Annotated in this window: 22 protein-coding genes; 19 read left to right on the plus strand and 3 right to left on the minus strand. The window is 43.4% G+C overall.

The features are described from left to right. Positions 1–46: 46 nt before the first annotated feature. Together IEV36_RS11185 and IEV36_RS11190 are read right to left on the minus strand one after the other, a co-directional pair. Positions 47–334 (minus strand): DUF1330 domain-containing protein, encoded by a 288-nt coding sequence (locus tag IEV36_RS11185; protein ID WP_004771148.1) that lies wholly within the window; start codon positions 332–334, stop codon positions 47–49. A gap of 56 nt (positions 335–390) precedes the next feature. Further along, positions 391–1053: a GntR family transcriptional regulator gene (locus IEV36_RS11190; protein ID WP_005256559.1), complete on the minus strand. Its 663-nt coding sequence runs from the start codon at positions 1051–1053 to the stop codon at positions 391–393. A 152-nt stretch (positions 1054–1205) separates the two neighbouring features. On the opposite strand from IEV36_RS11190, the gene IEV36_RS11195 reads away from it, so the two are divergent. The 10 genes from IEV36_RS11195 to IEV36_RS11240 all read left to right on the plus strand — a co-directional run bounded on the left by IEV36_RS11195 (position 1206) and on the right by IEV36_RS11240 (position 12929). After that, a complete protein-coding gene (locus tag IEV36_RS11195) occupies positions 1206–1808 on the plus strand; it encodes an amino acid synthesis family protein (RefSeq protein WP_005256560.1) in 603 nt (200 codons plus the stop codon). After that, positions 1777–2568 (plus strand): alpha/beta fold hydrolase, encoded by a 792-nt coding sequence (locus tag IEV36_RS11200; RefSeq protein WP_005256561.1) that lies wholly within the window; start codon positions 1777–1779, stop codon positions 2566–2568. Before IEV36_RS11195 ends, IEV36_RS11200 begins: the two co-directional genes overlap by 32 nt. 24 nt (positions 2569–2592) lie before the next feature. Beyond that, the gene (tgnA, locus tag IEV36_RS11205; protein WP_005256562.1) at positions 2593–3525 is read left to right on the plus strand and encodes a flavin-dependent trigonelline monooxygenase reductase component; all 933 of its coding nucleotides are present in this window, start codon (positions 2593–2595) and stop codon (positions 3523–3525) included. Positions 3526–3527: 2 nt separating this feature from the next. Continuing rightward, a complete protein-coding gene (gene tgnB, locus IEV36_RS11210; RefSeq protein ID WP_004771155.1) occupies positions 3528–4565 on the plus strand; it encodes a flavin-dependent trigonelline monooxygenase oxygenase component in 1038 nt (345 codons plus the stop codon). An 11-nt stretch (positions 4566–4576) separates the two neighbouring features. Next, positions 4577–6046 (plus strand): (Z)-2-((N-methylformamido)methylene)-5-hydroxybutyrolactone dehydrogenase, encoded by a 1470-nt coding sequence (gene tgnC / locus IEV36_RS11215; RefSeq protein WP_005256571.1) that lies wholly within the window; start codon positions 4577–4579, stop codon positions 6044–6046. A 312-nt stretch (positions 6047–6358) separates the two neighbouring features. Then, positions 6359–7753, plus strand: a complete 1395-nt coding sequence (locus IEV36_RS11220) for a purine-cytosine permease family protein (protein WP_004771158.1) — start codon at positions 6359–6361, stop codon at positions 7751–7753. A gap of 30 nt (positions 7754–7783) precedes the next feature. Further along, positions 7784–8953: a hypothetical protein gene (locus IEV36_RS11225; protein WP_005256573.1), complete on the plus strand. Its 1170-nt coding sequence runs from the start codon at positions 7784–7786 to the stop codon at positions 8951–8953. Positions 8954–9086: 133 nt separating this feature from the next. Continuing rightward, positions 9087–10544: an NAD-dependent succinate-semialdehyde dehydrogenase gene (locus IEV36_RS11230; protein WP_005256576.1), complete on the plus strand. Its 1458-nt coding sequence runs from the start codon at positions 9087–9089 to the stop codon at positions 10542–10544. Further along, on the plus strand, positions 10541–10927 hold the full coding sequence (locus IEV36_RS11235; RefSeq protein ID WP_004771163.1) for a carboxymuconolactone decarboxylase family protein: 387 nt from the start codon (positions 10541–10543) through the stop codon (positions 10925–10927). Before IEV36_RS11230 ends, IEV36_RS11235 begins: the two co-directional genes overlap by 4 nt. Before the next feature lie 301 nt (positions 10928–11228). Then, entirely contained in the window at positions 11229–12929 is a 1701-nt protein-coding gene (locus tag IEV36_RS11240; protein WP_005256577.1) for an NAD-dependent malic enzyme, read from the plus strand. An 84-nt stretch (positions 12930–13013) separates the two neighbouring features. Here the strand turns inward: IEV36_RS11240 and IEV36_RS11245 are convergent, their stop codons facing one another. Continuing rightward, positions 13014–13436: an Lrp/AsnC family transcriptional regulator gene (locus IEV36_RS11245; protein ID WP_004771166.1), complete on the minus strand. Its 423-nt coding sequence runs from the start codon at positions 13434–13436 to the stop codon at positions 13014–13016. 222 nt (positions 13437–13658) lie between these two features. On the opposite strand from IEV36_RS11245, the gene IEV36_RS11250 reads away from it, so the two are divergent. The 9 genes from IEV36_RS11250 to IEV36_RS11290 all read left to right on the plus strand — a co-directional run bounded on the left by IEV36_RS11250 (position 13659) and on the right by IEV36_RS11290 (position 24490). Continuing rightward, a complete protein-coding gene (locus IEV36_RS11250) occupies positions 13659–14933 on the plus strand; it encodes a Glu/Leu/Phe/Val family dehydrogenase (protein ID WP_123775033.1) in 1275 nt (424 codons plus the stop codon). A gap of 82 nt (positions 14934–15015) precedes the next feature. Then, positions 15016–16221 (plus strand): aspartate aminotransferase family protein, encoded by a 1206-nt coding sequence (locus tag IEV36_RS11255; protein WP_005256580.1) that lies wholly within the window; start codon positions 15016–15018, stop codon positions 16219–16221. A gap of 21 nt (positions 16222–16242) precedes the next feature. Continuing rightward, positions 16243–17286, plus strand: coding sequence for an arginine N-succinyltransferase (astA, locus tag IEV36_RS11260; RefSeq protein ID WP_005256582.1), 1044 nt, complete (start codon positions 16243–16245; stop codon positions 17284–17286). Further along, positions 17286–18755, plus strand: a complete 1470-nt coding sequence (gene astD / locus IEV36_RS11265; protein ID WP_005256588.1) for a succinylglutamate-semialdehyde dehydrogenase — start codon at positions 17286–17288, stop codon at positions 18753–18755. The genes astA and astD overlap by 1 nt, the downstream gene beginning before the upstream one ends. 32 nt (positions 18756–18787) lie before the next feature. Continuing rightward, positions 18788–20128: an N-succinylarginine dihydrolase gene (gene astB / locus IEV36_RS11270; protein WP_005256589.1), complete on the plus strand. Its 1341-nt coding sequence runs from the start codon at positions 18788–18790 to the stop codon at positions 20126–20128. A 33-nt stretch (positions 20129–20161) separates the two neighbouring features. Continuing rightward, the gene (gene astE / locus IEV36_RS11275) at positions 20162–21136 is read left to right on the plus strand and encodes a succinylglutamate desuccinylase (protein WP_005256590.1); all 975 of its coding nucleotides are present in this window, start codon (positions 20162–20164) and stop codon (positions 21134–21136) included. 172 nt (positions 21137–21308) lie between these two features. Next, a complete protein-coding gene (locus IEV36_RS11280; RefSeq protein ID WP_005256591.1) occupies positions 21309–22799 on the plus strand; it encodes an amino acid permease in 1491 nt (496 codons plus the stop codon). 270 nt (positions 22800–23069) lie between these two features. Next, complete coding sequence (locus tag IEV36_RS11285) at positions 23070–23720, plus strand: paraquat-inducible protein A (RefSeq protein ID WP_005256592.1); 651 nt, start codon at positions 23070–23072, stop codon at positions 23718–23720. Beyond that, a complete protein-coding gene (locus tag IEV36_RS11290; protein WP_005256593.1) occupies positions 23717–24490 on the plus strand; it encodes a paraquat-inducible protein A in 774 nt (257 codons plus the stop codon). Before IEV36_RS11285 ends, IEV36_RS11290 begins: the two co-directional genes overlap by 4 nt. The last annotated feature ends 17 nt before the right edge of the window (positions 24491–24507 follow it).

The following is a 24507-nucleotide window of genomic DNA, read 5'->3' on the forward strand; positions in this document are numbered from 1 at the left end:
TGGCATAAAAGAAGGTTTAAAGAATACTCTTTTATGCCGCTCCAGCTTAATCCAGACTTTCTACAATACTGATCATCACATCAGCACAATCTTTACGAGCCAGTCGTGCTTTCAAATATTCTTCTGAATGGTAACAAGCCTGCGCTGTTTCTAAGTCAGAAAATTCAATAATGACATGGCGCTGATATGCTGTGCCTTCCAGACAAGTCGAGTTACCACCTCTTGCAAGAAACTTTGCTCCATATTTTTCAAAAGCATGCGGTGCCAAGGCCATATATTGTTTATATTGCTCCAGATCATGGATGGTCACGTGAGCAATCCAGTAAGCAGACATTCTTATATCCTTATGTAAGTTAAGGCTTCATCGGCCTTATGTTTCCGTTTTCGTGATTAACTATTCAAAATATTTTTTGCCACAGATGCTGCTTCTGCAATATGTTCCGCAACAGCTTGCTTGGCTTTGTCAGCATCTTTATGTAAGTAGATGGCTTCACACATATTTTTGATACGTTGGTAACCTGAAATTTCACGTTTGGTGGATTTCATGGTCATGGCACGCAGACGGCTAATACGACCATTCAAGCGTTGTACCACTTCCCAGGCAATATAATGTTTTGCTGTGGTAAAAATAGTTTCATAAAGCTTTGCAGAGGTGGCAATAATTAAATTGATATCATCCGCAGCAAATGCTTGTTCAAGCTCAGCTAATAAGTGCTGCAATTGCTGAGTGGTTTGATCAGTAAGATTTTGGGTGCAATCTGCAACGGCACTTTGCTCGAGTAAAAGACGAATCTCGTAGATTTGTGAGGCAATTTCCCAGTCCAGTAATGAAACAATTGGACCTTTATTGGGCAAGATTTCAACCAGACCTTCTGCTTCTAGATAACGAATCACTTCCCGTACCACAGAACGGCTTACACCTAGTTCTTCACAAAGTGTCCGTTCAACCAGTCTTTTTCCAGAGGGAAAATAACCTGTAATAATGGCATTACGCACTTTATCCAGACAGAGCTCACGCAAAGTCACAGGTGGATTTTCAATTTTAAGATTCATAGAAATTCATCTTTCCCGATTTTAATAATGCAGAATTTTGTTACATGTTCTTTGCTAAAAATTAGCATAGCAAACTCTTGCTTTTTTTTCATTATGTATTATGGTATACCATAATACGAATGACAAGATAAATTCACACGCAAGGAAGAACAATGAATCTAATCCGTAAAACTGTGCTCCATGTGGAAACCACCTATGTTGATGGTGGCAAAGAAGCACCAACACCTTTAAAAATGGTGGCAGCAGCAGCTGTGATCAAAAATCCTTGGGCAGGTCAGGGCTATGTTGAAAACCTTGCACCTGAAATCCGCCGTATTGCACCTATCCTGAGTGAACATTTAACCCAACTGATTCTTGACGAAGTTGGTTCTGGTGAAGCAGTACAAGCCTTTGGTAAAAGTGCTGTAGTCGGGCTGGAGGGTGAACTTGAACATGCCTCTGCACTGATTCATACCTTGCATTTTGGCAATACTTATCGCAGTGCAGTGGGAGCAAAATCATATCTGGCATTTAATAATACCCGTGGCCCAGCCAATGCGCCGATCTTAATTCCAATGATGGACAAGAATGATGAAGGACGTCGTTCCCATTATTTGACTTTACAATTTGCAATTCCAGATGCACCTGCTGCTGATGAGTTGGTGGTGGTGATTGGTGCTGCGACAGGTGGTCGACCACATCATCGTATTGGAGATCGTTATCAAGATTTGGAAGAGTTAGGTCATGATCTCAAAAACCCTGCAGCTGTCAAATAACCGCATTGCTCATTATTTTGAGCAGGGCGAAGGAGAACCGCTGGTTCTGATTCATGGTGTTGGGATGCAAGCAGCAGCATGGTATCCACAAATCGAATTCTTCTCGAAACACTATCGGGTGATTTCAGTGGATATGCCAGGCCACGGACAAAGTACAAAATTAGCGGATAATGCCCAGTTACAGGATTTTGTGGACTGGACCATCGAATTGATTATCGCTTTGGATGTTGGTGCTGTGAATTTGGCTGGACACTCTATGGGATCTTTAATCACCACAGGCGTCAGTGCAACCCGTCCTGATTTAGTCAAGCGTATGGCTGTGCTCAATGGGGTTTATAAGCGTTCAGCGGAAGCTAAAGATGCAGTGATTCAACGTGCCGAAGAGTTAAAAACCGGTCATATCGATATCGAGACGCCATTACAACGCTGGTTTGGTCAGAGTGATGTTGAACGTCAGGCTGCCTCAAAAGTGAAATCCTGGTTACAGGAAGTGGATATGTCGGGTTATGCCACTGCTTATGCTGCTTTTGCACGAGGTGATGCAGTTTATGCGGATCAATGGCCTAACATTGGATGTCCAGCCTTGATTTTAACAGGTACGGGTGATCCCAACTCTACTGCGGAAATGGCAATACAAATGGCCAGTCAGGCAAAAAAGGGTAAGGCGATCGTGATTGAGAATGAGCGTCACATGGTCAACCTGACGGCTCCAGATCAAGTCAATAGTGCAATGCAAGCGTGGTTGGAAACCAGCGTCTAAGTTGCTCAATGAAGGAATATGGCAATGAGTGAAATGGATACAATAAACAAGATACGTGAACTACGTGATGCCTTTGGCTCTTTTATGACGGGTGTTACCGTAGTGACGACCTGTAAAGATGATGGAATGCCATTAGGCTTTACCGCAAACTCTTTTGCTTCGGTGTCTTTGGACCCAGCTTTGCTGCTCGTCAGCATTGCCAAGACATCAAGCAATTATCAACACTTTGCAAATACAAAACACTTTGCCATCAATATCTTGGCAGAAGAACAAAAGGATGTGTCGAATACCTTTGCCCGTCCAAGTGATGACCGTTTTGCAAATCTTGCATGGACAAAAAGTGAATACCAAAACCCAGTTATTGATCATGTCAGCGCATGGTTTGACTGTACCACCTATCAAATCGTTGATGCAGGTGACCATGCCATTCTGATTGGTAAAGTTGAAAATTTTGCTTCGGCAGGTTTTGCAGGTCTTGGTTATTATCGTGGTGCCTATTTTACTCCAGCGAAATCATCGACCGATGTCATTTCAAGCATGAAAGTGATGATGATGGCTTTGATAGGCCATGAGAACCAGATTCTGTTGGAACAAACTGCTGACAATAAATGGACTCTGCCACATTTGGTAGTCGACAAAGATGGTGCGGAAAAAGCCTTAGAAAAAATCTTTGCAGCTTATCAACCTGATGCATCAGCAAGTTTTATTTATTCTGTGTATGACGATGTGACAACACAACAGCAATATATTGCTTTCTTGTGTAATACCCCAGTTGCAACCGCACATAAAGGTCAATTCATCGATTTGAATGATCTTGAGCAGCTCACTTTTGTAGATGGCGCTTTGCAAAGCATGTTGATGCGTTATCGCAAAGAAAATTATCTTAAAACTTATGGTGTTTATTACGGTAATCAAACCAGTGGTACGGTTCGTCAAATTGTTAAAGAGGAAGTTTAACTATGCGTTTTTCATTATTTGTACACATGGAACGTGTTTCTGATCAGCAAACGCAGAAACAGCTTTATGATGAGATGATTGAACTGTGCCAGATTGCGGATCAGGGAGGTATGCATGCGATCTGGACGGGTGAGCATCACGCCATGAATTTTACCATTGCACCGAATCCGTTTATTAATTTGGCTGATCTGGCCAATAAGACCAAAAATGTGCGCTTGGGTACAGGCACAGTGGTTGCTCCTTTCTGGCATCCGATCAAGTTGGCAGGCGAAGCGGCCATGACTGATATCATTACCAATGGTCGTTTAGATATCGGGATTGCACGAGGCGCTTACTCATTTGAATATGAGCGGATGGTCCCTGGGATGGACGCATGGAGTGCAGGGCAACGTCTGCGTGAAATGATTCCTGCCATCAAAAATCTCTGGAAAGGTGACTACGAACATAAGGGAGAATTTTGGCAGTTCCCAAAAACCACCTCCGCACCGCAGCCTTTACAACAGCCATTTCCTCCAATCTGGGTGGCGGCACGTGATCCAAATAGCCATGAATTTGCAGTACAGAATGGTTGTAATGTACAGGTCACACCGCTGCATTTTGGGGATGATGAAGTTGAGAAACTGATGGGGCATTTCAATGCCGCTTGTGAAAAGTTTGCTGATATTCCACGTCCGGAAATTATGTTACTCCGCCATACTTATGTGGCAGAAAGTGAGACTGATGCACAAGTTGCAGCAGAAGAAATTAATGCCTTCTATAATTATTTTGGTGCATGGTTTAAAAATGAGCGTGAAATTAATCAAGGTCTCATCGCACCCATCAGTAAAGAAGAAATGGCCCAACATCCTTTCTATACACCCGAAGCCATGCGTCAAAATAACGTGATTGGTGAAGCGCAGGAAGTGATCGACCGTTTAAAAGCCTATGAGGCGATGGGATATAACGAGTATTCATTCTGGATTGATACTGGAATGAGCTTTGAACGTAAAAAAGCCTCGTTACTCCGTATGATCAATGACGTGATGCCTGCATTTGCATAGGAGAGAAGAGCATGACTTCTCAATTCCAGTTATATATTAATGGTCAATTTGAAGACGGTGCTGCCCAGTTTGATAGTATTAATCCAGCAACAGGGCAAGTCTGGGCGAAAATGCCGGAAGCACGCCGTGATGAAGTGAACCGTGCTGTGGCAGCCGCCACCCATGCTTTACAGGAGAGTGCTTGGGCAGGTTTAACGGCTTCTCAACGAGGTAAACTGCTTTATAAACTGGCAGAGCTGATTGAACAAGCGGCGCCACAACTGGCTCAATATGAAACCAGCGATACAGGAAAAATCATTCGCGAAACTTCAAGTCAGATTGCCTATGTCGCCGAGTATTATCGCTATTACGCAGGAATTGCCGACAAGCTTGAAGGCAGTTATTTACCGATTGATAAGCAGGATATGCAGGCCTGGACAATCCGCGAACCTGTGGGTGTGATTGCAGCGATTGTACCGTGGAATAGTCAGTTGTTTCTCTCGGCAGTCAAACTGGGGCCCGCTTTGGCCGCTGGATGTACTGTTGTACTGAAAGCATCAGAAGAGGGTCCAGCACCTTTGCTTGCTTTTGCGCGTTTGGTGCATGAAGCCGGTTTTCCAGCAGGTGTCGTGAATGTCATTACCGGTTTTGGCCCTGAATGCGGTGCAGTGTTAAGTAGTCATCCAGATGTTGCGCATGTAGCATTTACCGGAGGCCCTGAAACAGCACGGCATATTGTCCGTAATTCTGCTGAAAATCTGGCAAAAGTATCGCTTGAGCTAGGTGGCAAATCTCCGTTTATTGTATTTGCTGATGCGGATCTGCAAAGCGCGGTCAATGCTCAAGTCGCTGCAATTTTTGCGGCAACAGGGCAGAGTTGTGTTGCAGGTTCACGGTTACTGGTTGAGGCAAGTATTAAAGATGAGTTTGTGCAGCGTCTGGTTGAGCGGGTACAAACCATCAATATTGGTTTACCCGAAGACATGGCAACGGAATACGGGCCCTTATGCACATTACGTCAACGTGAAAAAATTGAGCAGGTCGTGGCTAGCTCAATTCAGCAAGGCGCGAAATTATTAACAGGCGGAAAATCATTGCCAAGAGCAGGGTATTACTATCCCCCAACAATTCTGGATTGTAGTGATGTCCCGCAGGCAGATTGCGTCATGACTGAGTTATTTGGGCCAGTCCTGTCTGTGGTGAGTTTTAGTAGCGAAGCAGAAGCGGTTCAAAAAGCCAACAATACACCTTACGGACTTGCTGCGGGTGTATTTACCAACAATTTAAGCCGCGCGCATCGTATGACCAAAGCCATTCGTTCAGGCATTGTCTGGTTGAATACTTATCGCGCCGTTTCTCCACTGGCACCTTTTGGTGGTCATGGTTTATCAGGCCATGGTCGTGAAGGTGGCTCTGATGCCGTGCTGGATTACACCACTACAAAAACGGTCTGGTTGCGTACCTCGGATCAACCGATTGATGATCCTTTTGTGATGCGATAACGCTGCAAAAGGTCGAGTTCAGGATTTTTAATTTCAAGGATGAAAACATGAAAATGCAGAACGCTGAAATTCCATAAATCCCAAGCTGAGTAAGAAAAGCTAGTTTTTGTTGAGCATGCCTCATGCGTCGACCGAAGCTCTTTTATCTTTTTTCCTGAGCTTTCATGCATATCGCTCAACAATGAGCTGAAAAAAACAGAAATAAATGTCAGGTCATCAGGATATGGCACTGGCAAGGCAGGTTGTTAAACCTACGTTTACTCTCACGAATTGATATTGAGGAAATGAGTTCCTCAAAGAGAGATTAAGGATATGAGCCAAAATGAGAAAAATGCTTTCGCGATAGAAAGTCATTCAATTGATTATGTGGATCCTTCAGAACGTCATGGAAAAGTTCGGGATCTATTCACCTTGTGGTTTTGTACCAATATTGCACCTTTGGCTGTGATTACCGGTGCAATGTCCATGTTAACCTTTAAGTTAAGCCTGATCAGTGCATTGGTCGCGATTTGTTGTGGTCATTTTTTTGGTGCAGCTATTCTGGCACTGACCTCAGCGCAGGGACCACAGGTGGGTATTCCACAAATGATCCAGAGCCGTGCACAGTTTGGACGTTATGGTGCGTTACTGGTTGTATTATTTACCACGTTAATTTATCTCGGTTTTTTTATTTCCAATATTATTCTTTCTGGCAAGACACTGCATACTGTTGTGCCAGCGATCCCTGTTCCAACTGCGACGGTAATTGGTGCGATTGCTGCAACCACGATCGGTATTGTTGGCTATCACCTGATTCATAAGTTCAACAAGATTGGTACTTGGTTTATGGGCGGTTCATTGTTAATCGGCCTGATGATCATGATTCCGCATATTAATGCAGAGGTCTTGGCAAAAGGATCGTTTAACCTGAAAGGCTGGTTCGCCATGTTTGGCTTATGTGCGGTCTGGCAAATCAGTTTCTCACCTTATACCTCAGATTATTCAAGATATTTGCCTAAAAGTATCGGGATTTATAAACCCTTTATCTATACCTATTTAGGTGCGGCGCTTGGCACCATCTTTGCGATGAGCTTTGGAACGGTTGCAGTGAGTATTGGCTCAACCACTGATGCCATGGAAGCCGTTAAATCTGGAACAGGACTGTTTGGCTATGTGCTGATGATTTTATTCCTGTGTAATATTATCGGACACAATGCCATGAATTTATATGGTGCAGTGCTGTCTTGTATTACTTCGATTCAGACTTTTGCGGGGCAGTGGATGCCGAGTAAAAATGTTCGTATCAGTTTGTCCATTATTGTTTTAATTTTGGCGACTTTTACCGCACTTTGGGCTTCGAGCAACTTTATCAGCTTCTTCCTCAATGTCATTTTCGCCTTGTTATTTATTCTGGTTCCTTGGGTATCGATTAACTTGCTGGATTTCTATGTCGTCAATAAGAAATCTTATGATATTCCTTCTATTTTCGCTCAGGACGGTGGCATCTACGGTAAATTCAATGCCAAAGCCTTAATCGCCTATTTCTTAGGTATCGTGATTCAGATCCCTTTCCTCACCAATGCTTTCTTTACTGGGCCATTTGCCAATATTGTTCCTGATGTCGATATTTCATGGGTGATTGGTTTGGTGGTGAGCTTCGTGGTGTATTACGCCTTTAATCTCGGAAAGATTAAGTGTAATCGTCCTGCCTTTAATGCAAACGCATAAGCGGAACTGGATAAGAAAGGAATCTGGAAGATGAAAAAAATTGATTTTCAGTTCGCCCTAACCACGGTTTTGCTGGGCATGATCTCGTCAAGTTATGCTGGGATCAGTTTTGGAGATGCGACAGCCGATGCGGGCAAGTTGACAATATCGGGCTATGTCCGTGCCAATTATCAAGATAAGGATTTTGGTGAAGTGGCATCTGAACATAAAATACGTTTTGAGGCAGCACAGTTAAAACTGGACTATGAACGTGGGCAGTTATTTGGACATGCTGAATATCGTTGCTATCAGTACGATACCTTATGTGACTTTTCGAGTTTGATTGATGCTTATGTTGGCTATCATCTGAATCAGACTGATCAAGTTGTGGTGGGTATGCAACCGATTCCTTTTGGGCCTGCACGGTTCTGGGGAAATAGCTTATATGGCAGTATCAATACCACAGCAGGTTTAGAAGATGTGCATAACCTTGGTTTAAATTATCACTTTGAATTACCGAGCGCGACTCAATTTGATGTGGGTTATTTTGCTACAGATGCAGGTCATTACGAAGGAAGTACACGAGACTCTGGACGCTATACGGCCAATTATGTGAGCTCAAATGACAGTAGTAAAAGCGATCTACAGGAAAAAAATATGTGGGTGGGGCGTATAACGCAAGATATCTCTTTAGGGCTAACTGGCTTAAGCACCCAAGTTGGCGGCTCTTACTGGACTTCGGAAATTGAAAATAAAACTATGTCTAAAACAGGAAGACGTAACGCCTGGGCATTATTTAGCAAATTTAATTATGGCAATCTGGGACTCACATTAACGGGCGGAAAAAATGATGTCACGAATAAAGACTCAATGGACTCTGCAGCTTCATTAATGGGTTCATACGACAGTGAATATTATGTTGCCAACAAAGCAACGTATTATACGGCTGATATTGGCTATGCCTTTAAAGATGTCAAACAGATTGGCAATATTACGCCTTATTTCATGCATAGCCGTTACAACAAAGATCAGGCTGGTGCACAAGATTCGACCCGTAATATTTTGGGTGTCGCAATCGACCATAAACAGCTTTCTTTGGTTGCTGAATATATCATGAGTAAAAATGATCCCTTTATTGGTGGCACTCAAGACTCACTGGCGCGGGGGGATGATGGGAAGTGGAACAAATTATTAAACCTGACATTGTTCTATTATTTTTAGGATGAGTCATCAGATTTGGGCGACCGAAAATTTTTTTCAAGATTTATTTGGTATGCCATAATACAAGATGGAATAGTTTCCAGATTTTTCACCATCTGTTGAGCTATTCCAACGCCGATACAGGATAACGTGTATGCAACTTCAACAAATGCAATTATTCCACCAACAAGCGCTTATTGCTGGACAATGGTGTGATGCTGACAATCAGCAAACTTCAGAGATTTATAATCCTGCGACACAAGAAATGATTGGTACTGTGCCGAATATGGGGAAAGCTGAAGCGGATCGTGCAATTCAGGCTGCTGTGAAGCATTGGGCAACCTGGAAAAATAAGACAGCTAAAGATCGTTCTATTATTTTAAAGAAATGGTTTGATCTCATGGTCGCACATGCCGATGAGCTGGCATTTATTTTAACCAGTGAACAGGGCAAACCTTTAGCCGAGGCAAGAGGAGAAATCCTATACGCTGCCAGCTTTGTAGAATGGTTTGCAGAGGAAGCAAAGCGGGTCTATGGGGATACCATTCCAAGCCCATATCCTGATGCACGTATTATTGTAAGCAAACAGCCGATAGGTGTCATTGCCGCGATTACCCCGTGGAATTTTCCAGCAGCTATGATTACCCGTAAAGTTGCACCGGCTTTGGCAGCAGGATGTCCTTGTGTTGTAAAACCTGCTCCAGAAACACCTTTTACGGCTTTGGCTTTGGTTGATCTTGCTATTCAGGCTGGTATTCCAGCAGAAATTTTTAGTGTCATCACGGGTGATGCCGTGACCATTGGTGATGCGATTTTTGAAAGTGATGATGTACGCAAATTCACGTTCACTGGCTCCACGCCTGTGGGGAAATTACTTTACCAGCGTTCAGCTCAGACCTTGAAGAAAGTCTCTCTCGAGTTGGGTGGCAATGCACCGTTTATTGTGTTTGATGATGCTGATCTGGATGCTGCTATTGAAGGGGCATTGATTGCTAAATATCGCAATGCTGGGCAAACCTGTGTTTGTGTGAATCGTTTTCTGGTTCAGGATGGCATTTATGAACGCTTCATTACCGCATTAAATGCCAAAGTGAATGCTTTTGCAATTGGTAATGGACTTGAAGCTGGAAATGAAATTGGCCCTTTAATTAATACCAATGCCGTGAAAAAAGTTGAAGCACATGTTGCAGATGCTTTAGCCAAAGCAGGACGTTTAATTACGGGAGGCAAACGTCATGAGGCGGGAGAGCTTTTTTATGAACCGACGATTATTGCCGATGCGACAACGGAGATGGATGTTGCAACTCAGGAAACCTTTGGGCCTTTAGCTGCAGTTTTTAAATTTGAAACGGAACAGCAGGCGATAGATATGGCGAATGCGACGGAGTTTGGTCTAGCTGCTTATTGTTATACCAAGGATTTAGGACGAGCATGGCGCATGAGCGAGCAACTTGAATATGGTATGGTGGGAATTAATAAAGGCCTGATTTCCAATGAAGTTGCTCCTTTTGGGGGAATTAAACATTCAGGTTTAGGCCGAGAAGGCTCAAAATACGGCATCGAAGATTATCTTGAAATCAAATACACCTTATTTGGAGGATTGAATCCATGAGCAATGAAAAGTTTGAAAAAGGTTTAGCAATCCGTAAACAGGTGCTTGGAGAAAGTTACGTCAATAATTCAATCAACAATGCAGATGACTTTAATCTACCTTTACAGGAATTGGTAACCGAGTATTGTTGGGGTGCTGTTTGGGGACGTGAGGAGCTCAGCAAGCCAGAACGTAGCATGATCAATCTTGCCATGATCTCTGCGCTCAACCGTCCGCATGAACTTAAACTTCATGTCAAAGGTGCGCTACGAAATGGCGTGCCGAAAGAAAAGATCCGTGAAGTGCTACTACAGGTTGCAATCTATTGTGGCGTGCCTGCTGCGGTAGATAGTTTCCGTATCGCAAAAGAAGCGATTCAGGAATTTGAACAAGAAAATAACTAAAATTTTTGTTGAACCAGCAGGCCTCAGATCCTGATTGAAATGAGGTCTGCATAAAATATTTGTTTATAAATTATCTGTCCGTATAAAAAACCTACAAAATATCGCCACAGATGGACTACAAATGTGCATTATTAGCGAGTACTATTTATTTCCTAAATGTTGAATCACTTTACATACCGTCAGATTATTCGGTTTCGAGGGCGGATTAGTGTAAATTATTCACTTCGCCAGAATTCTTTTTTGCATAAGAATTTAAGCAACGAAATTTTATATATTTGACGGATAATCTCAAGAGTAAGGTATGCCTGCGACCCCTAGTAAAATCAAAAAACCTTTATATATTCCCTATGCTGGGAATGCTCTTTTAGAACTTCCGCTGTTAAATAAAGGCTCTGCTTTCTCTGAAGAAGAAAGAGAAAATTTTAATTTACATGGTCTCGTTCCATACAATATTGAAAACATCGAAGAGCAAACACAACGCTCTTATCAACAGTACCTTTCATTTGACAGTGACCTGAATAAGCATATTTATTTAAGAAATATCCAAGATACCAATGAAACCCTGTTCTATAGCCTATTGAGTCAGCATTTGGATGAAATGCTACCGATTATCTATACCCCGACGGTAGGCGAAGCCTGCCAGCGTTTCTCTGACATTTACCGTCGTCACCGTGGTATCTTCATTTCTTATCCAGAACGTAAGTACATTGACCAAATTATTCACAACGTGAATAAGAAAAATGTCAAAGTCATCGTGATTACAGACGGCGAACGTATCTTAGGTCTAGGTGATCAGGGGATTGGAGGGATGGGTATCCCGATCGGCAAATTATCTCTGTATACCGCCTGTGGTGGTATTAGTCCTGCCTATACTTTACCGATTACCATTGATGTCGGAACCAATAACGAAGAATTGCTGAATGATCCAATCTATATGGGTTGGAAACAACCGCGTATTCGTGGTGAGCAATATTATGAATTCGTTGAGCAAATTATTACTGCGGTGCGTCAGCGTTGGCCTGATGTACTGATCCAGTTTGAAGACTTTGCGCAAATGAATGCCATGCCATTATTAACCCAGTATCGAGACAAGATTTGCTGTTTTAATGATGATATTCAAGGCACGGCGGCTGTAACAGCGGCAACCCTGATTGCTGCATCTCGTTCACAAGGCAAGCAGCTTAAAGATCAAACCATTACTTTTGTTGGTGCGGGTTCAGCAGGTTGCGGTATCGCAGAGCAGATCGTTCGTCAAATGATGGATGAAGGGCTAAGTGATCATGAAGCACGTTCACGTATCTTTATGGTGGATCGTTTTGGTCTTATGACTGATCAACAGCCGAATTTACTCGATTTCCAGCAGAAGCTGGCGACACCAACCAGTGCCATCAGTGACTGGGAATATACGGGTGAATATGTCGGTTTACTGGATGTGGTGAAAAATGCCAAACCAAGTATCCTGATTGGTGTTTCTGGTCAGGCTGGCTTATTCAGCGAAGAAGTGATCAAAACTTTAGCGAAATATTATAAACATCCGATTGTTCTGCCACTGTCGAACCCGACTTCACAAGTGGAAGCACAACCTAAAGATATTATCGAATGGACAGATGGCGCGGCGATTGTTGCCACAGGTAGCCCATTTGCGCCAGTTTATTATCAGGGCAAGGCTTATAGCATTGCGCAGTGTAATAACTCATATATCTTCCCGGGAATTGGCCTTGGTGTCATCGCATGTGGCGCAACGCATATCAGTGATTCTATGCTAATGGCTGCAAGTACCGCATTGGCAGATTGTTCGCCACGCTTGAAAAATCCAGCAGCGGATTTATTGCCGAATATTAATGATATTCAGCAAGTGTCCAAGTTTATTGCTTTTAAAGTGGCAAAAGCGGCAATGGCCGATGGCTTGGCTGTTCCGATGAGTAATGATGTGTTGAAAACAGTGATTGATGATAATTTCTGGACACCAGAATATCGTAGTTACCGTCGTGTCACTGCTTAAGCGATAAGTGATGTTTTAAAGGGCGCATGATCATTCAGATCATGCGCCCTTATTTATGTCTGCAATCTTTGACTTTGGACCTGATCAGGTTTTATAGGTCGACAATAGAATACTGGTTTCACTATTGTAAATGCCTGAAATATTTCGGATTCGCTCCAAAGCCTTATCAAAATTTTCCAGACTGTCTGATTGTAGCTCGACCAGAATATCCCATTTTCCATTGGTGGTATGCAGACGCTCTACCGCAGATTCGAGACGCAATTCGCGGATGACGGCTTGGGCTTTGGTGCCCTCAACCATAATATTCATCCATGCCCGAATGATATTTTTCTCTGCACTGGGGCGGAAGCGCACTGTATAACCTGTAATAACACCAGTCGATTCCATATATTCAATTCGCTTCTGTACCGTTGCGCGAGAAACACGCGTTTTGGCCGCCAGATCGGTAATGGACATCCGTGCATTGTCTTTGAGTAATCCTAATATAATATGATCGATATTGTTCATTTTGATATTTACTATTAGCAAATTGATAAAAAATAATTCATTTTAATCATTATAACGAATTTTGTGAATCAATTTGATTCTTAATAATAATCTTATACAAAACCCCAAGCATTTTTGATTCAGTGAAAAGAAACACAGTGCGTATTAGGGAGGATGGGGTAGGACGCCCTGAAAAAAAGGGAATCTGTGAATAACAGGGACAATTGATTAATTAAGGAATAGATGATGTCTTTATCATATGCGGCTCAAAACGGTAGTGCTTGGCAAACTTTTCTTACTCAAGTTGATCGGGTAGCACCTTATCTGGATGCCGACCTCAGCAACTTTGTCAACACATTGAAAACCCCAAAACGTACCTTGATTGTTGATGTTCCAATCGTGATGGACGATGGTTCAATCCGTCATTTTGAAGGCTATCGTGTACAACACAACTTATCACGTGGCCCAGGTAAAGGCGGTATTCGTTATCACCAAGATGTTGAATTAAATGAAGTCATGGCATTGTCTGCATGGATGACCATTAAGACGGCTGTATTGAATCTGCCGTTCGGTGGCGCTAAGGGCGGTATCCGTGTAAATCCAAAAGAACTTTCACCGCGTGAATTAGAGCGTTTAACCCGCCGTTTTACCAGTGAAATCAGCCCAATTATCGGCCCTCAAATTGACATTCCTGCGCCAGATGTCGGCACCAATGCCAATATTATGGGTTGGATGATGGACACCTACTCAAGCATCAAAGGCCATACGGTCACAGGTGTGGTAACGGGTAAACCAGTTCATTTAGGTGGTTCATTGGGCCGTGTTCGTGCCACAGGTCGCGGTGTATTCGTAACCGGTATGCAGGTTGCAGAACGTATCAAGTTACCAGTTGAAGGCAGTAAAGTGGCTGTACAGGGCTTTGGTAACGTGGGTAATGAAGCTGCCTATCTGTTCAGCCATGCAGGCGCTAAAATTGTTACGGTACAAGATCACACGGGCACGATTTTCAATGCAGAAGGCTTGGATGTTAAAGCACTGCAAAAACATGTCGTTGAAACTGGCGGCGTGAAGGGCTTTGCCGATTCAACTGTGATTTCAGATGAAGAGTTCTGGACGGTTGATATGGATATTCTGATTCCAGCAGCACTGGAAGGTCAGATCACGGTTGAACGTGCGCAAAAATTAAAAGCCAAAATCGTGCTTGAAGGTGCAAATGGTCCAACTTATCCAGAAGCGGATGATGTCTTTGTTAGTCGTGATATTACCGTTGTTCCAGATGTGATCTGTAATGCGGGTGGTGTAACCGTCAGTTATTTTGAATGGGTTCAAGATATGGCGAGTTACTTCTGGAGCGAAGACGAGATCAATGAACGTCTGGATAAATTAATGATTCAAGCGATTGGTGATGTCTGGAATACCGCAGCACAGAAAGAATGTAGTTTGCGTACTGCTGCTTATATTTTGGCGTGTGAACGTATCCTGAAAGCGCGTAAAGAACGCGGGATTTTCCCAGGCTAATCCATCCCTTAAAAATTAGAGTAAAGGGCTTGTTGTGCATTCAACAGGCCTGAAGATTAAAAACAGGAAGTGAGTAAATAAAATGAGCGAAGTCGCAATTACACGTAGCAATTTTAATGATTGGATGGTTCCAGTTTTTGCCCCGGCAAATTTCATTTTAGTACGTGGTGAAGGTTCTCGTCTGTGGGATCAAAACGATAAAGAATATATTGATTTCGCTGGTGGGATCGCGGTAAACGCTTTAGGTCATGCACATCCTGTGGCAGTAAAAGCCTTAACTGAACAAGCTCAAAAGCTGTGGCATATTGGTAATGGTTATACCAACGAGCCAGTATTACGCCTTGCAAAACAACTGGTCGACAGCACTTTTGCCGACAAAGTCTTTTTCTGTAACTCAGGTGCAGAAGCCAATGAAGCGGCGTTGAAACTGGCACGTAAAGTTGGGTTGCTCAGCGGCAATGCAAACAAGAACCAGATTGTTGCTTTTAAAAATGCCTTCCACGGTCGTACTTTATTTACCGTAACGGCGGGTGGTCAGCCTAAGTATTCTCAAGACTTTGCACCATTACCAGGTGGCATTGAACATACTGCATTTAATGACCTTGAAGCAGCAAAAGCCGCGATCACTGAAAATACTTGTGCGGTAATTGTAGAACCAATCCAAGGTGAAGGTGGTGTTCTGCCAGCAGATATTGAATTCCTGAAAGGCTTACGCGCACTCTGTGATGAAAAAGGTGCGGTACTGATTTTTGATGAAGTACAAACTGGTGTCGGCCGTACAGGTTCATTGTATGCCTATATGAATACGGGCGTAACGCCTGACATTCTCACCACTGCAAAAGCATTGGGCGGTGGCTTCCCGATTGGTGCAATGATCACCACAGATCATTATGCCAACATGTATGCAGTGGGTGATCACGGTACAACCTATGGTGGTAACCCATTGGCTTGTGCGGTTGCTGGCGCGGTATTTGAATTTATTAATACACCTGAAGTGTTAGATGGCGTAAAACAGCGTCATCAATATTTTATTGATGCTTTAAACAAGATCAACGCTGAATATGGCTTATTCAAAGAAATTCGCGGTCAAGGTTTATTAATCGGCTGTGTACTTAAAGATGAATATGCAGGTAAAGCCAAAAATATTGTGACTTTAGCGGGTGAAGAAGGGTTATTGGCTTTGGTTGCGGGTACAGATGTGGTTCGTTTTACCCCTTCATTGATCATTCCTCAACAGGATATTGATGAAGGTCTAAATCGTTTTGTTCGTGCATTAGCACGCCTCTAAGTCTGCTGTGAGCATCTAACCATGATGATTGTTAGACATGCAGCGCATCGGGACTTAGATGATATTTATCGTTTAGCGCAACGAGCGGGGGAGTCTGGCATTGGCCTGACTTCCTTACCACAAAATAGAGACATTCTGGCTGAACGTATTACACGCACCACACGCACTTTAGCGGGTCTAACCGAAAAGTGTGAGGCAAGTTATCTGTTTGTACTGGAAGACACTAGCACGCACAAGATTGTGGGTGTGAGTGCAATTGAAGTTGCAGTCGGACTGAATGAACCGTTCTACAACTTTCGGGTGGCAAAACAGGTGCACGCCTCTAAAGCCTTAAATGTGTATAAGACTTTAGACACTTTGTTTTTAAGTAATGATCATACCGGTTGCAGTGAACTCTGCACCTTATTCCTCGATCCTGAATATCGTAAAAACCAGAACGGCAAATTTTTATCCAAAGTCCGTTTCCTGTTTATTGCTGCCTTCCGTTCTTTTTTTGAAGAACGACTGATTGCAGAAATGCGTGGTTTCTCTGACCAGAATGGACGGTCACCCTTTTGGGATTCACTCGGTTATCTGTTTTTCAATATGGATTTTGCCGCAGCGGATTATCTCAGTGGTGTCGGGCAAAAAGCTTTTATCGCAGAGTTGATGCCAAGATTTCCAGTCTATGTTGACTTGCTGTCTTCCGAGGCGCGTGAAGTGATTGCAGAAGTGCATCCACATACGCTGCCAGCGGCAAAAGTGTTGATGTCTGAAGGTCTTAAATATCAGGGTCATGTCGATATTTTTGATGCGGGACCAACACTGGAAGCCAATACTGCCGAATTACGGGCGGTGACGGAGAGCCGTTTGCTCAAAGTCAAACTTACTGAGAAGGTTGAAAGTACCGAGACGCATTTTTTGGTTGCCAATGACCAATATAAAGATTACGCCGTGTTGCTGATCAATAACAAAGTCGATGAAAGCGAGACTTTACATTTAACAGCAGCACAAGCACAGGCACTGAATATTGCTGAACACGATGAAGTACGGGTTTTAGCATTAGAAAAAATGGAGAAGAACTAATGTCACAAGGTGCATTATTAATTGATGGTGCTTGGATTCAAGGACAAGGGACTGCATTCGCTAAAACAAATCCAGTGAGCAATGCACAAATTTGGGCAGGGCATGAAGCAAGCCAAGCTGATGTTGAACAGGCATGTCAGGCAGCACGTCAGGCATTTCCAGCTTGGGCACGCTTAGCTTTAGAAGAGCGTATTACAATTATTGAGCGTTTTGCGGGTTTATTGGAACAAAATAAAACCCAATTGGCTGAAGTGATTAGTCAGGAAACCAGTAAACCGCTTTGGGAAACTTTAACCGAAGTACAGTCGATGATCGGTAAAGTGGCGATTTCAATTCGTGCTTATCATCAACGTACAGGGTTCAGCGAAACTGAAATGCCAGATGGGGTGGCTTCACTACGTCATCGTCCACATGGCGTTCTCGCTGTATTTGGCCCCTATAACTTCCCTGGTCATTTACCGAATGGTCATATTGTTCCTGCACTTATCGCAGGCAATACCGTGGTATTTAAACCAAGTGAACTTACCCCTTGGACAGCGGAAGAAACTGCAAAATTATGGCAACAGGCGGGTCTACCAAAGGGTGTGCTGAATATCGTACAAGGAGGACGCAGCACAGGTGAAGCACTCGCTGCGGCTGAGCAGATTGACGGTTTGCTGTTCACGGGCAGTGCCAATACGGGTTATCACTTGCATAAACAAATGGCAGGCGCGCCTGAAAAAATCCTTGCTTTGGAAATGGGTGGCAATAATGCCCTGATCATTGATGAAGCAAACGATATTGATGCAGTGGTGAATTTAGCTGTCCAGTCGGCCTTTGTTTCTGCGGGACAACGTTGTACTTGTGCACGCCGTATTATTGTTAAACACGGTGCCAATGGTGATGCTTTCATTCAACGTTTTGTTGAAGTCGCGAAGAACTTAGTCGTAGGAAGCTGGAATGCTGAACCGCAACCGTTTATGGGTGGTGTCATCTCGGCACATGCCGCGGAACAGATGTTGGCAGCACAAAGCAAGCTCATCGCTTTAGGTGCAAAACGATTGTTGGAAATGACGCGTCCACAAGCGGATAGTTCATTGCTTACTGCGGGTATTTTAGATATCACTCAGGTGACCGATATTCCTGATGATGAATACTTTGGTCCATTGACCACGATTTATCGCTATAACAGCTTCGATGAAGCTTTAAACATTGCCAATAACACCCGCTTTGGTTTGGCGGTGGGTCTGGTGTCTCCTGACCGTGATTTATTTGATCGTGTGTTGATTGAAGCGCGAGCAGGCATTGTGAACTGGAATAAACCATTAACAGGTGCATCAAGTGCGGCACCATTTGGTGGGGTTGGGGCATCAGGTAATCACCGTGCCAGTGCCTTCTATGCAGCAGACTATAGCGCATGGCCAATGGCGTCACTGGAAAGTGACAGCGTTACTTTACCTTCAAAATTATCACCGGGCATTGTGCTGTAAGTCGGCTCGTATAGGGACACAGGGAGAGAAAAATGTCAGGTTATGAAATTAATTTTGATGGTTTAGTGGGGCCGACCCATCATTATGCAGGCTTATCGTATGGTAATGTCGCATCGACCAAAAACCGTAATAATGCGTCAAATCCTAAATTAGCTGCAAAGCAGGGATTAAAGAAAATGAAAGCGCTTGCGGATTTAGGACTCAAGCAAGGTGTCTTTGCACCACAAGAACGTCCGCATGTGCCAACACTGCGCCGTTTGGGTTTTACGGGCAGTGATATTGATGTCATTACCCAAGCCATGCGTACTGCACCAGCACTATTATCATCATTGAGTTCAGCATCATCAATGTGGACTGCGAACTCATGTACGGTGTCGCCATCGGCAGATAGCGCGGATGGTCGCATGCATTTTACTGCAGCAAATCTGAATAATAAGTTCCATCGATCAATTGAGCATCATACGACCACACGTATTCTTCAAGCAATGTTCAAGAATGATGTATATTTCGCGCATCATGAAGCATTGCCAGAAGCGGCACTGTTCGGTGATGAAGGTGCAGCCAATCATAACCGACTTGGTGGTGCTTATGATCAGGCTGGTGTACAGGTCTTTGTTTATGGTCAGCAACAGCTCGGTGGAACTGTCGCACCGCAAAAATTCCCTGCACGTCAAACCCGTGAAGCGAGTGAAGCGATTGCACGTTTACATCGTCTAGATGCGAAACGCACGGTGTTCATTCAGCAAAATCCAGATGTGATTGATCAGGGCGTATTCCATAACGATGTGATTGCTGTGAGTAATCAACAGGTCTTGTTCCATCATCAACAGGCTTTTTTAAATCAGGCCGATGCATTGCATGAAATCCGTCAAAAAATGACAGGGATCGGGCAAGAGTTTGTATCGATTGAAGTGCCTGAAAGTCGTGTCAGTGTAGATGATGCGGTATCGACTTACTTGTTTAATAGCCAGATTCTGACCCGTGCGGATGGGGGCATGAGCATTGTGGTACCAGAAGAATCACGTCAGAACAAAGCGGTATGGGACTATTTGAGTGACATGATTCAAATGGGCACGCCAATTGATGACATCAAGGTATTTGATCTGCGTGAAAGCATGCGTAATGGCGGTGGCCCTGCATGTTTACGTTTACGTGTGGCGGTGAATGACGCTGAACTGGCTGCGGTCAATCAAAACCTGTTTATGAATGATGCATTGTTCAAAACCTTAAATCAGTGGGTGGATCAGCATTATCGTGATGAGTTAACGCAGGACGATTTGGCCGATCCAAACTTATTGATCGAGAGTCGTACCGCGCTGGATGAACTCACGAAGATTTTGGGCTTAGGTTCGGTTTATCACTTTCAGAGATAAACATTCAATAACGGCTTTTAAGGATGAAAGTACATGGTTGATCTACTCGCATTGACATTGGCGCAACAGACACCTGAGCAAACGCAAGGTGAAACAACTGGATTTACATGGCAGTGGCTAGGTGAAGGGCTATTGCAATGTACGCCAAAAACGGCTTATAGAAAAACCATCGTGCTTTCTGCGGGTATTCATGGCAATGAAACTGCGCCCATCGAATTGTTGGCCCATCTCATTCAGGATTTGTTTGCTGGACAGCTGGGTTTAGCAGTCCGTGTACTTTTCGTATTGGGAAATCCCGCTGCGATTCGACAAGGGGTTCGTTATCTTGAAAATGATATGAATCGCATGTTCTGCGGTGCTTATCAGAATTTAACTCAGGATCAGGAAACCGAGCGGGCTGCACAATTAGAGCAGGTGATTGCGGATTTCTTTGAACAAGATCATGTTGATGCGCAACGTTATCACTATGATTTACATACGGCCATTCGTGCTTCGCTATTGCCTGTCTTTGCCTTATTTCCGTATCAGACACGACCTTATGATGATTTCCTGATTCAAAGTTTAAATGCTGCCAATCTGGATGCTTTGGTTTATCACAATGCGGCTGGAAAAACCTTTACCCATTTCACCACTGAACGTCTTCAGGTAGCGAGCAGTACGCTGGAATTAGGCAAGGCCAAACCTTTTGGTGAAAATGACTTAGCCGAGTTCGCCAGTACTGACCAGATGCTGCGTGCCGTACTTTCAGATCAGGCTTTACCTTGCAGACAGAAATCTGACATTCGCCAGTTTAAGGTGGTGGATTCTATTTTAAAGCAAAGTGACGATTTTCAACTCAATCTGAGTGCTGATGCACCTAATTTTTCTACCTTTGAGCAAGGCGAAGAAATTGCGACGCAGCAAGCAGGAAATTATGTCGCGCATGATCAGCAAGTCTGGATTTTATTCCCGAATCCCAATGTAAAAACAGGGCTTCGAGCTGGATTGATATTAAAAGAAATGAAATAAGACATCGCCAATGAAGCGGCGAGATGTCGTTATGGAATGGTAATACATGGAGTTTGAATATGGATGTTCAGTAGAACAAAACGCGTCAAGGAATATCGTCTAGATATCCGTTTTTATGAATCAAATACAGCAAGGACAGGTTGTCATAAGAATACAGTTGGAGTGACCGTGTATGAGTAACAATAACGAAAAGACATTTCCATCAGGCCAAGCCCTGAGTGGACAATATGTACCACAACAGGATGTCACCAGTTTATCGGGTACTTCAAGCGCAGAGATTGAAGTGGGTAAACCTTTGAAACGTGCCATGACCAAGCGTCATCTGGTGATGATTTCATTGGGTGGTGCAATTGGAACAGGGCTGTTTTTGGGCTCGGGTGATGTCATTTCTCAGGCTGGTCCAGTTGGTGCGATTCTCTCTTACCTGCTGGGTGGCGTGATTGCTTACATGGTGATGCTGTGTTTGGGTGAACTTGCAGTACAAATGCCAGTGTCGGGTTCTTTTGGTGAATATGCCAGAACTTATATTGGCCCGGGTACGGGTTATATGATCACATGGCTGTACTGGCTCACATGGACGGCAACTTTAGGCACCGAATTTACCGCTGCCGCTTTATTGATGCAGGAATGGTTTCCTTCTATTTCAATGTGGACGTGGACATTATTATTTGCAGGGCTGGTTTTTACCCTGAATGTCAGTTCTACGCGGCTCTTTGCAGAGTCTGAATTCTGGTTGTCTTTGGTCAAGGTCTTGACCATTATCTGTTTTATTGGATTGGGTTTGGCCGCCATTTTTGGCCTGATTTCCTATCATGGGCATGAGTCAGCGCCATTGTTTAGTAAATTGACAGAACATGGCTGGTTCCCAAATGGTATTTTCCCGATTTTTGCGACCATGTTGATTGTAAACTTTGCATTCTCTGGGACAGAGTTGATTGGTGTTGCGGCTGGTGAGGCAGAAGAGCCTGCTAAAACCGTACCCAAAGCCATCAATGCGGCCATCTGGCGCTTGTTGATTTTCTTTGTGGGTACCATTGTGGTGATCTGTGCATTACTGCCTTATGAAATGGCAGGTTTAAATGCCAACAGTGTCAGTAATAGCCCATTCGTTACGGTATTTAACTATATTGGCATTCCATACGCCGAAGACATTATTCGCTTTGTGATCATTACTGCGCTTTTATCTGCTGCAAACTCAGGTTTATTTGCCGCTTCACGCATGATGTGGTCATTGTCTGCCAAGAACCAGTTACCGAAAGTATTTTCAAAACTGACTCGTTCAGGTACACCGATTATTGCCATTATTGTCACCATGTTTGGTGCAATTCCGGGTTTATTGTCAGAACATTTTGCTCCTGAAACGATTTTTAAGAACTTACTGGGGGTTGCTGCCTTTACTATGGTGGTGGTGTGGATTTCGATTTGTGTTTGCCAATTTAACTTCCGCAGACAATGGATCAAATCAGGTAAAACAGTCAAAGATCTTAAATTTGCTGCGCCGTTATTTCCGTTAACCCCAATTTTAGGTGGCTTATTCTGTGTGATTACCTGTATCAGTATGGTGACGGATCCTTCAATGCAGGTCGGTTTTGTCTGCTGTATCCTGTTCATTATTGCCTGTTATGCGAGCTACAACATTTTCTATAAAAACAAAGTAAATTAAGTCATAAATTTCATATAAAAATCATATAATCGGCGAATAGGTTACAGATATTTTCTGTAGCCTATTCGCCTTTTTTATGGGATAACTTTTTAACAGATATTATCAGTAACACTTCGATAAGCTGCTTTTATTCAATCAACAATTTAACCCTCGATGTGTTTACATATTGTGTAAGAATGATAGCCTGTGATTGTGAATGCAAAAATAAAAGGTATAACTGGGACAAGTCATTTTTAAATATGAAAGAATCTAAGTAATGGGCAGGGCTTTATGGCGAATAAAAATAATCAGCCCTTAGCAATCGGTCAGCAAGTCAGACTCACTGAACTGGCAGGTTGTGAAGAATGTGATGCGATTTACCGTAGGGTAGAGCTTGTATCGGGTGAACGGGCTTACTGTACCTGTTGCGGTGCAGAGTTGTATCGTCGAGGTCATTCCTTTTCGTCCTTGCTTGCTTTAGTCATTACTGCATTAATTGTGTTTGTGATTGCCAATAGTTTTCCAATCGTGATCGTTGAACTCCAGGGAAATACCTCACAAACCACTTTGATTGGTGCTGCATGGACCATGTTTCATATTGATCGGGCACTGGTCGGAGTATTGATCCTGATTACGACATTTATTGTGCCTTTGGTTGAGTTGTTATTACTCAGTTATGTGCTGTCTTGTATCAGTCTATTTAAGCGTCGACCAAAATATTTAACCCCAGCGCTCCGAATGCTGTTTTTATTCCGTACTTGGGGCATGGTTGAAGTCTTTCTCATCGGAGTGTTGGTGACTTTGGTCAAACTAGTCGGGATGGTGACTGTGATTCCTGGTGTAGCGCTCTGGGCATTTACCTTATTAAGTGTACTGTTGGTCTATATTGCTTCGGTAAAGATCAAGGATCTCTGGGACGAAGTTGATCGGAGTCTTGGATGAATAACAACAAAGAAGACGAAATCGGAATAATAGCGCCTCATCTTCCTGCCGCTGATTTAAAGGTTAAAAACTATCTCAGGGCAAAAGATGTCGGTTTAATCCAGTGCCATTGCTGTGGATTACTCAATGCTGTCGCGAATAAAAACGCGGAAGAAGAACATCTGCAATGTTCCAGATGCAAGAGCGGTTTGCATGTACGTAAACCTCAAAGTTTAAATCGTACCTTCGCTTTAGTGGTTGCGGCTGCTATTTTATATATTCCAGCCAATGTATTACCGATGACAGTTACAGATTCATTATTGGGACGTCAGCAAGATACGATTATTAGTGGAGTCATTTATTTCTGGCAAAATGGGGATTATCTGGTGTCTGTGGTCATTTTTATGGCCAGTATCTTTATCCCGATTTTAAAATTACTGATTCTGGTATTTTTACTCGTTGCCGTCTCCATGCAGTCTTCTTCAAAATTGCATTTTTCACCTGAACATTGTGCCTTGCTGTATCGGATTGTTGAGTTTATTGGACGCTGGTCAATGATTGACGTCTTCGTCGTGGCATTATTGACCGCATTGATTCAGATCCAGTCGCTTGCCACAATTCTGGCTGGACCGGGCGCTGTAGCTTTTGGCGCTGTAGTGGTCTTAACCATGTTTGCTTCCATGAGTTTTGATCCACGGATTATTTGGGATAATTATTTCAAGGCAAATTCAGTGCATGATCCACACGCTGAACATTTAAAAACAACCACGATTCATCAACTGAAAAGTTAAAACTGTAAAACCCTGTT

This window comes from Acinetobacter vivianii, assembly GCF_014635885.1.
In the GTDB taxonomy this organism is placed as follows: domain Bacteria; phylum Pseudomonadota; class Gammaproteobacteria; order Pseudomonadales; family Moraxellaceae; genus Acinetobacter; species Acinetobacter vivianii.

Excerpts from the sequence above, each read along its gene's own strand:
- IEV36_RS11185 (WP_004771148.1), bottom strand. The coding sequence starts at position 334 with ATGTCTGCTTACTGGATTGCTCACGTGACCATCCATGATCTGGAGCAA.
- IEV36_RS11190 (WP_005256559.1), bottom strand. The coding sequence starts at position 1,053 with ATGAATCTTAAAATTGAAAATCCACCTGTGACTTTGCGTGAGCTCTGT.
- IEV36_RS11195 (WP_005256560.1), top strand. The coding sequence starts at position 1,206 with ATGAATCTAATCCGTAAAACTGTGCTCCATGTGGAAACCACCTATGTT.
- IEV36_RS11200 (WP_005256561.1), top strand. The coding sequence starts at position 1,777 with ATGATCTCAAAAACCCTGCAGCTGTCAAATAACCGCATTGCTCATTAT.
- tgnA (WP_005256562.1), top strand. The coding sequence starts at position 2,593 with ATGAGTGAAATGGATACAATAAACAAGATACGTGAACTACGTGATGCC.
- tgnB (WP_004771155.1), top strand. The coding sequence starts at position 3,528 with ATGCGTTTTTCATTATTTGTACACATGGAACGTGTTTCTGATCAGCAA.
- tgnC (WP_005256571.1), top strand. The coding sequence starts at position 4,577 with ATGACTTCTCAATTCCAGTTATATATTAATGGTCAATTTGAAGACGGT.
- IEV36_RS11220 (WP_004771158.1), top strand. The coding sequence starts at position 6,359 with ATGAGCCAAAATGAGAAAAATGCTTTCGCGATAGAAAGTCATTCAATT.
- IEV36_RS11225 (WP_005256573.1), top strand. The coding sequence starts at position 7,784 with ATGAAAAAAATTGATTTTCAGTTCGCCCTAACCACGGTTTTGCTGGGC.
- IEV36_RS11230 (WP_005256576.1), top strand. The coding sequence starts at position 9,087 with ATGCAACTTCAACAAATGCAATTATTCCACCAACAAGCGCTTATTGCT.
- IEV36_RS11235 (WP_004771163.1), top strand. The coding sequence starts at position 10,541 with ATGAGCAATGAAAAGTTTGAAAAAGGTTTAGCAATCCGTAAACAGGTG.
- IEV36_RS11240 (WP_005256577.1), top strand. The coding sequence starts at position 11,229 with ATGCCTGCGACCCCTAGTAAAATCAAAAAACCTTTATATATTCCCTAT.
- IEV36_RS11245 (WP_004771166.1), bottom strand. The coding sequence starts at position 13,436 with ATGAACAATATCGATCATATTATATTAGGATTACTCAAAGACAATGCA.
- IEV36_RS11250 (WP_123775033.1), top strand. The coding sequence starts at position 13,659 with ATGATGTCTTTATCATATGCGGCTCAAAACGGTAGTGCTTGGCAAACT.
- IEV36_RS11255 (WP_005256580.1), top strand. The coding sequence starts at position 15,016 with ATGAGCGAAGTCGCAATTACACGTAGCAATTTTAATGATTGGATGGTT.
- astA (WP_005256582.1), top strand. The coding sequence starts at position 16,243 with ATGATGATTGTTAGACATGCAGCGCATCGGGACTTAGATGATATTTAT.
- astD (WP_005256588.1), top strand. The coding sequence starts at position 17,286 with ATGTCACAAGGTGCATTATTAATTGATGGTGCTTGGATTCAAGGACAA.
- astB (WP_005256589.1), top strand. The coding sequence starts at position 18,788 with ATGTCAGGTTATGAAATTAATTTTGATGGTTTAGTGGGGCCGACCCAT.
- astE (WP_005256590.1), top strand. The coding sequence starts at position 20,162 with ATGGTTGATCTACTCGCATTGACATTGGCGCAACAGACACCTGAGCAA.
- IEV36_RS11280 (WP_005256591.1), top strand. The coding sequence starts at position 21,309 with ATGAGTAACAATAACGAAAAGACATTTCCATCAGGCCAAGCCCTGAGT.
- IEV36_RS11285 (WP_005256592.1), top strand. The coding sequence starts at position 23,070 with ATGGCGAATAAAAATAATCAGCCCTTAGCAATCGGTCAGCAAGTCAGA.
- IEV36_RS11290 (WP_005256593.1), top strand. The coding sequence starts at position 23,717 with ATGAATAACAACAAAGAAGACGAAATCGGAATAATAGCGCCTCATCTT.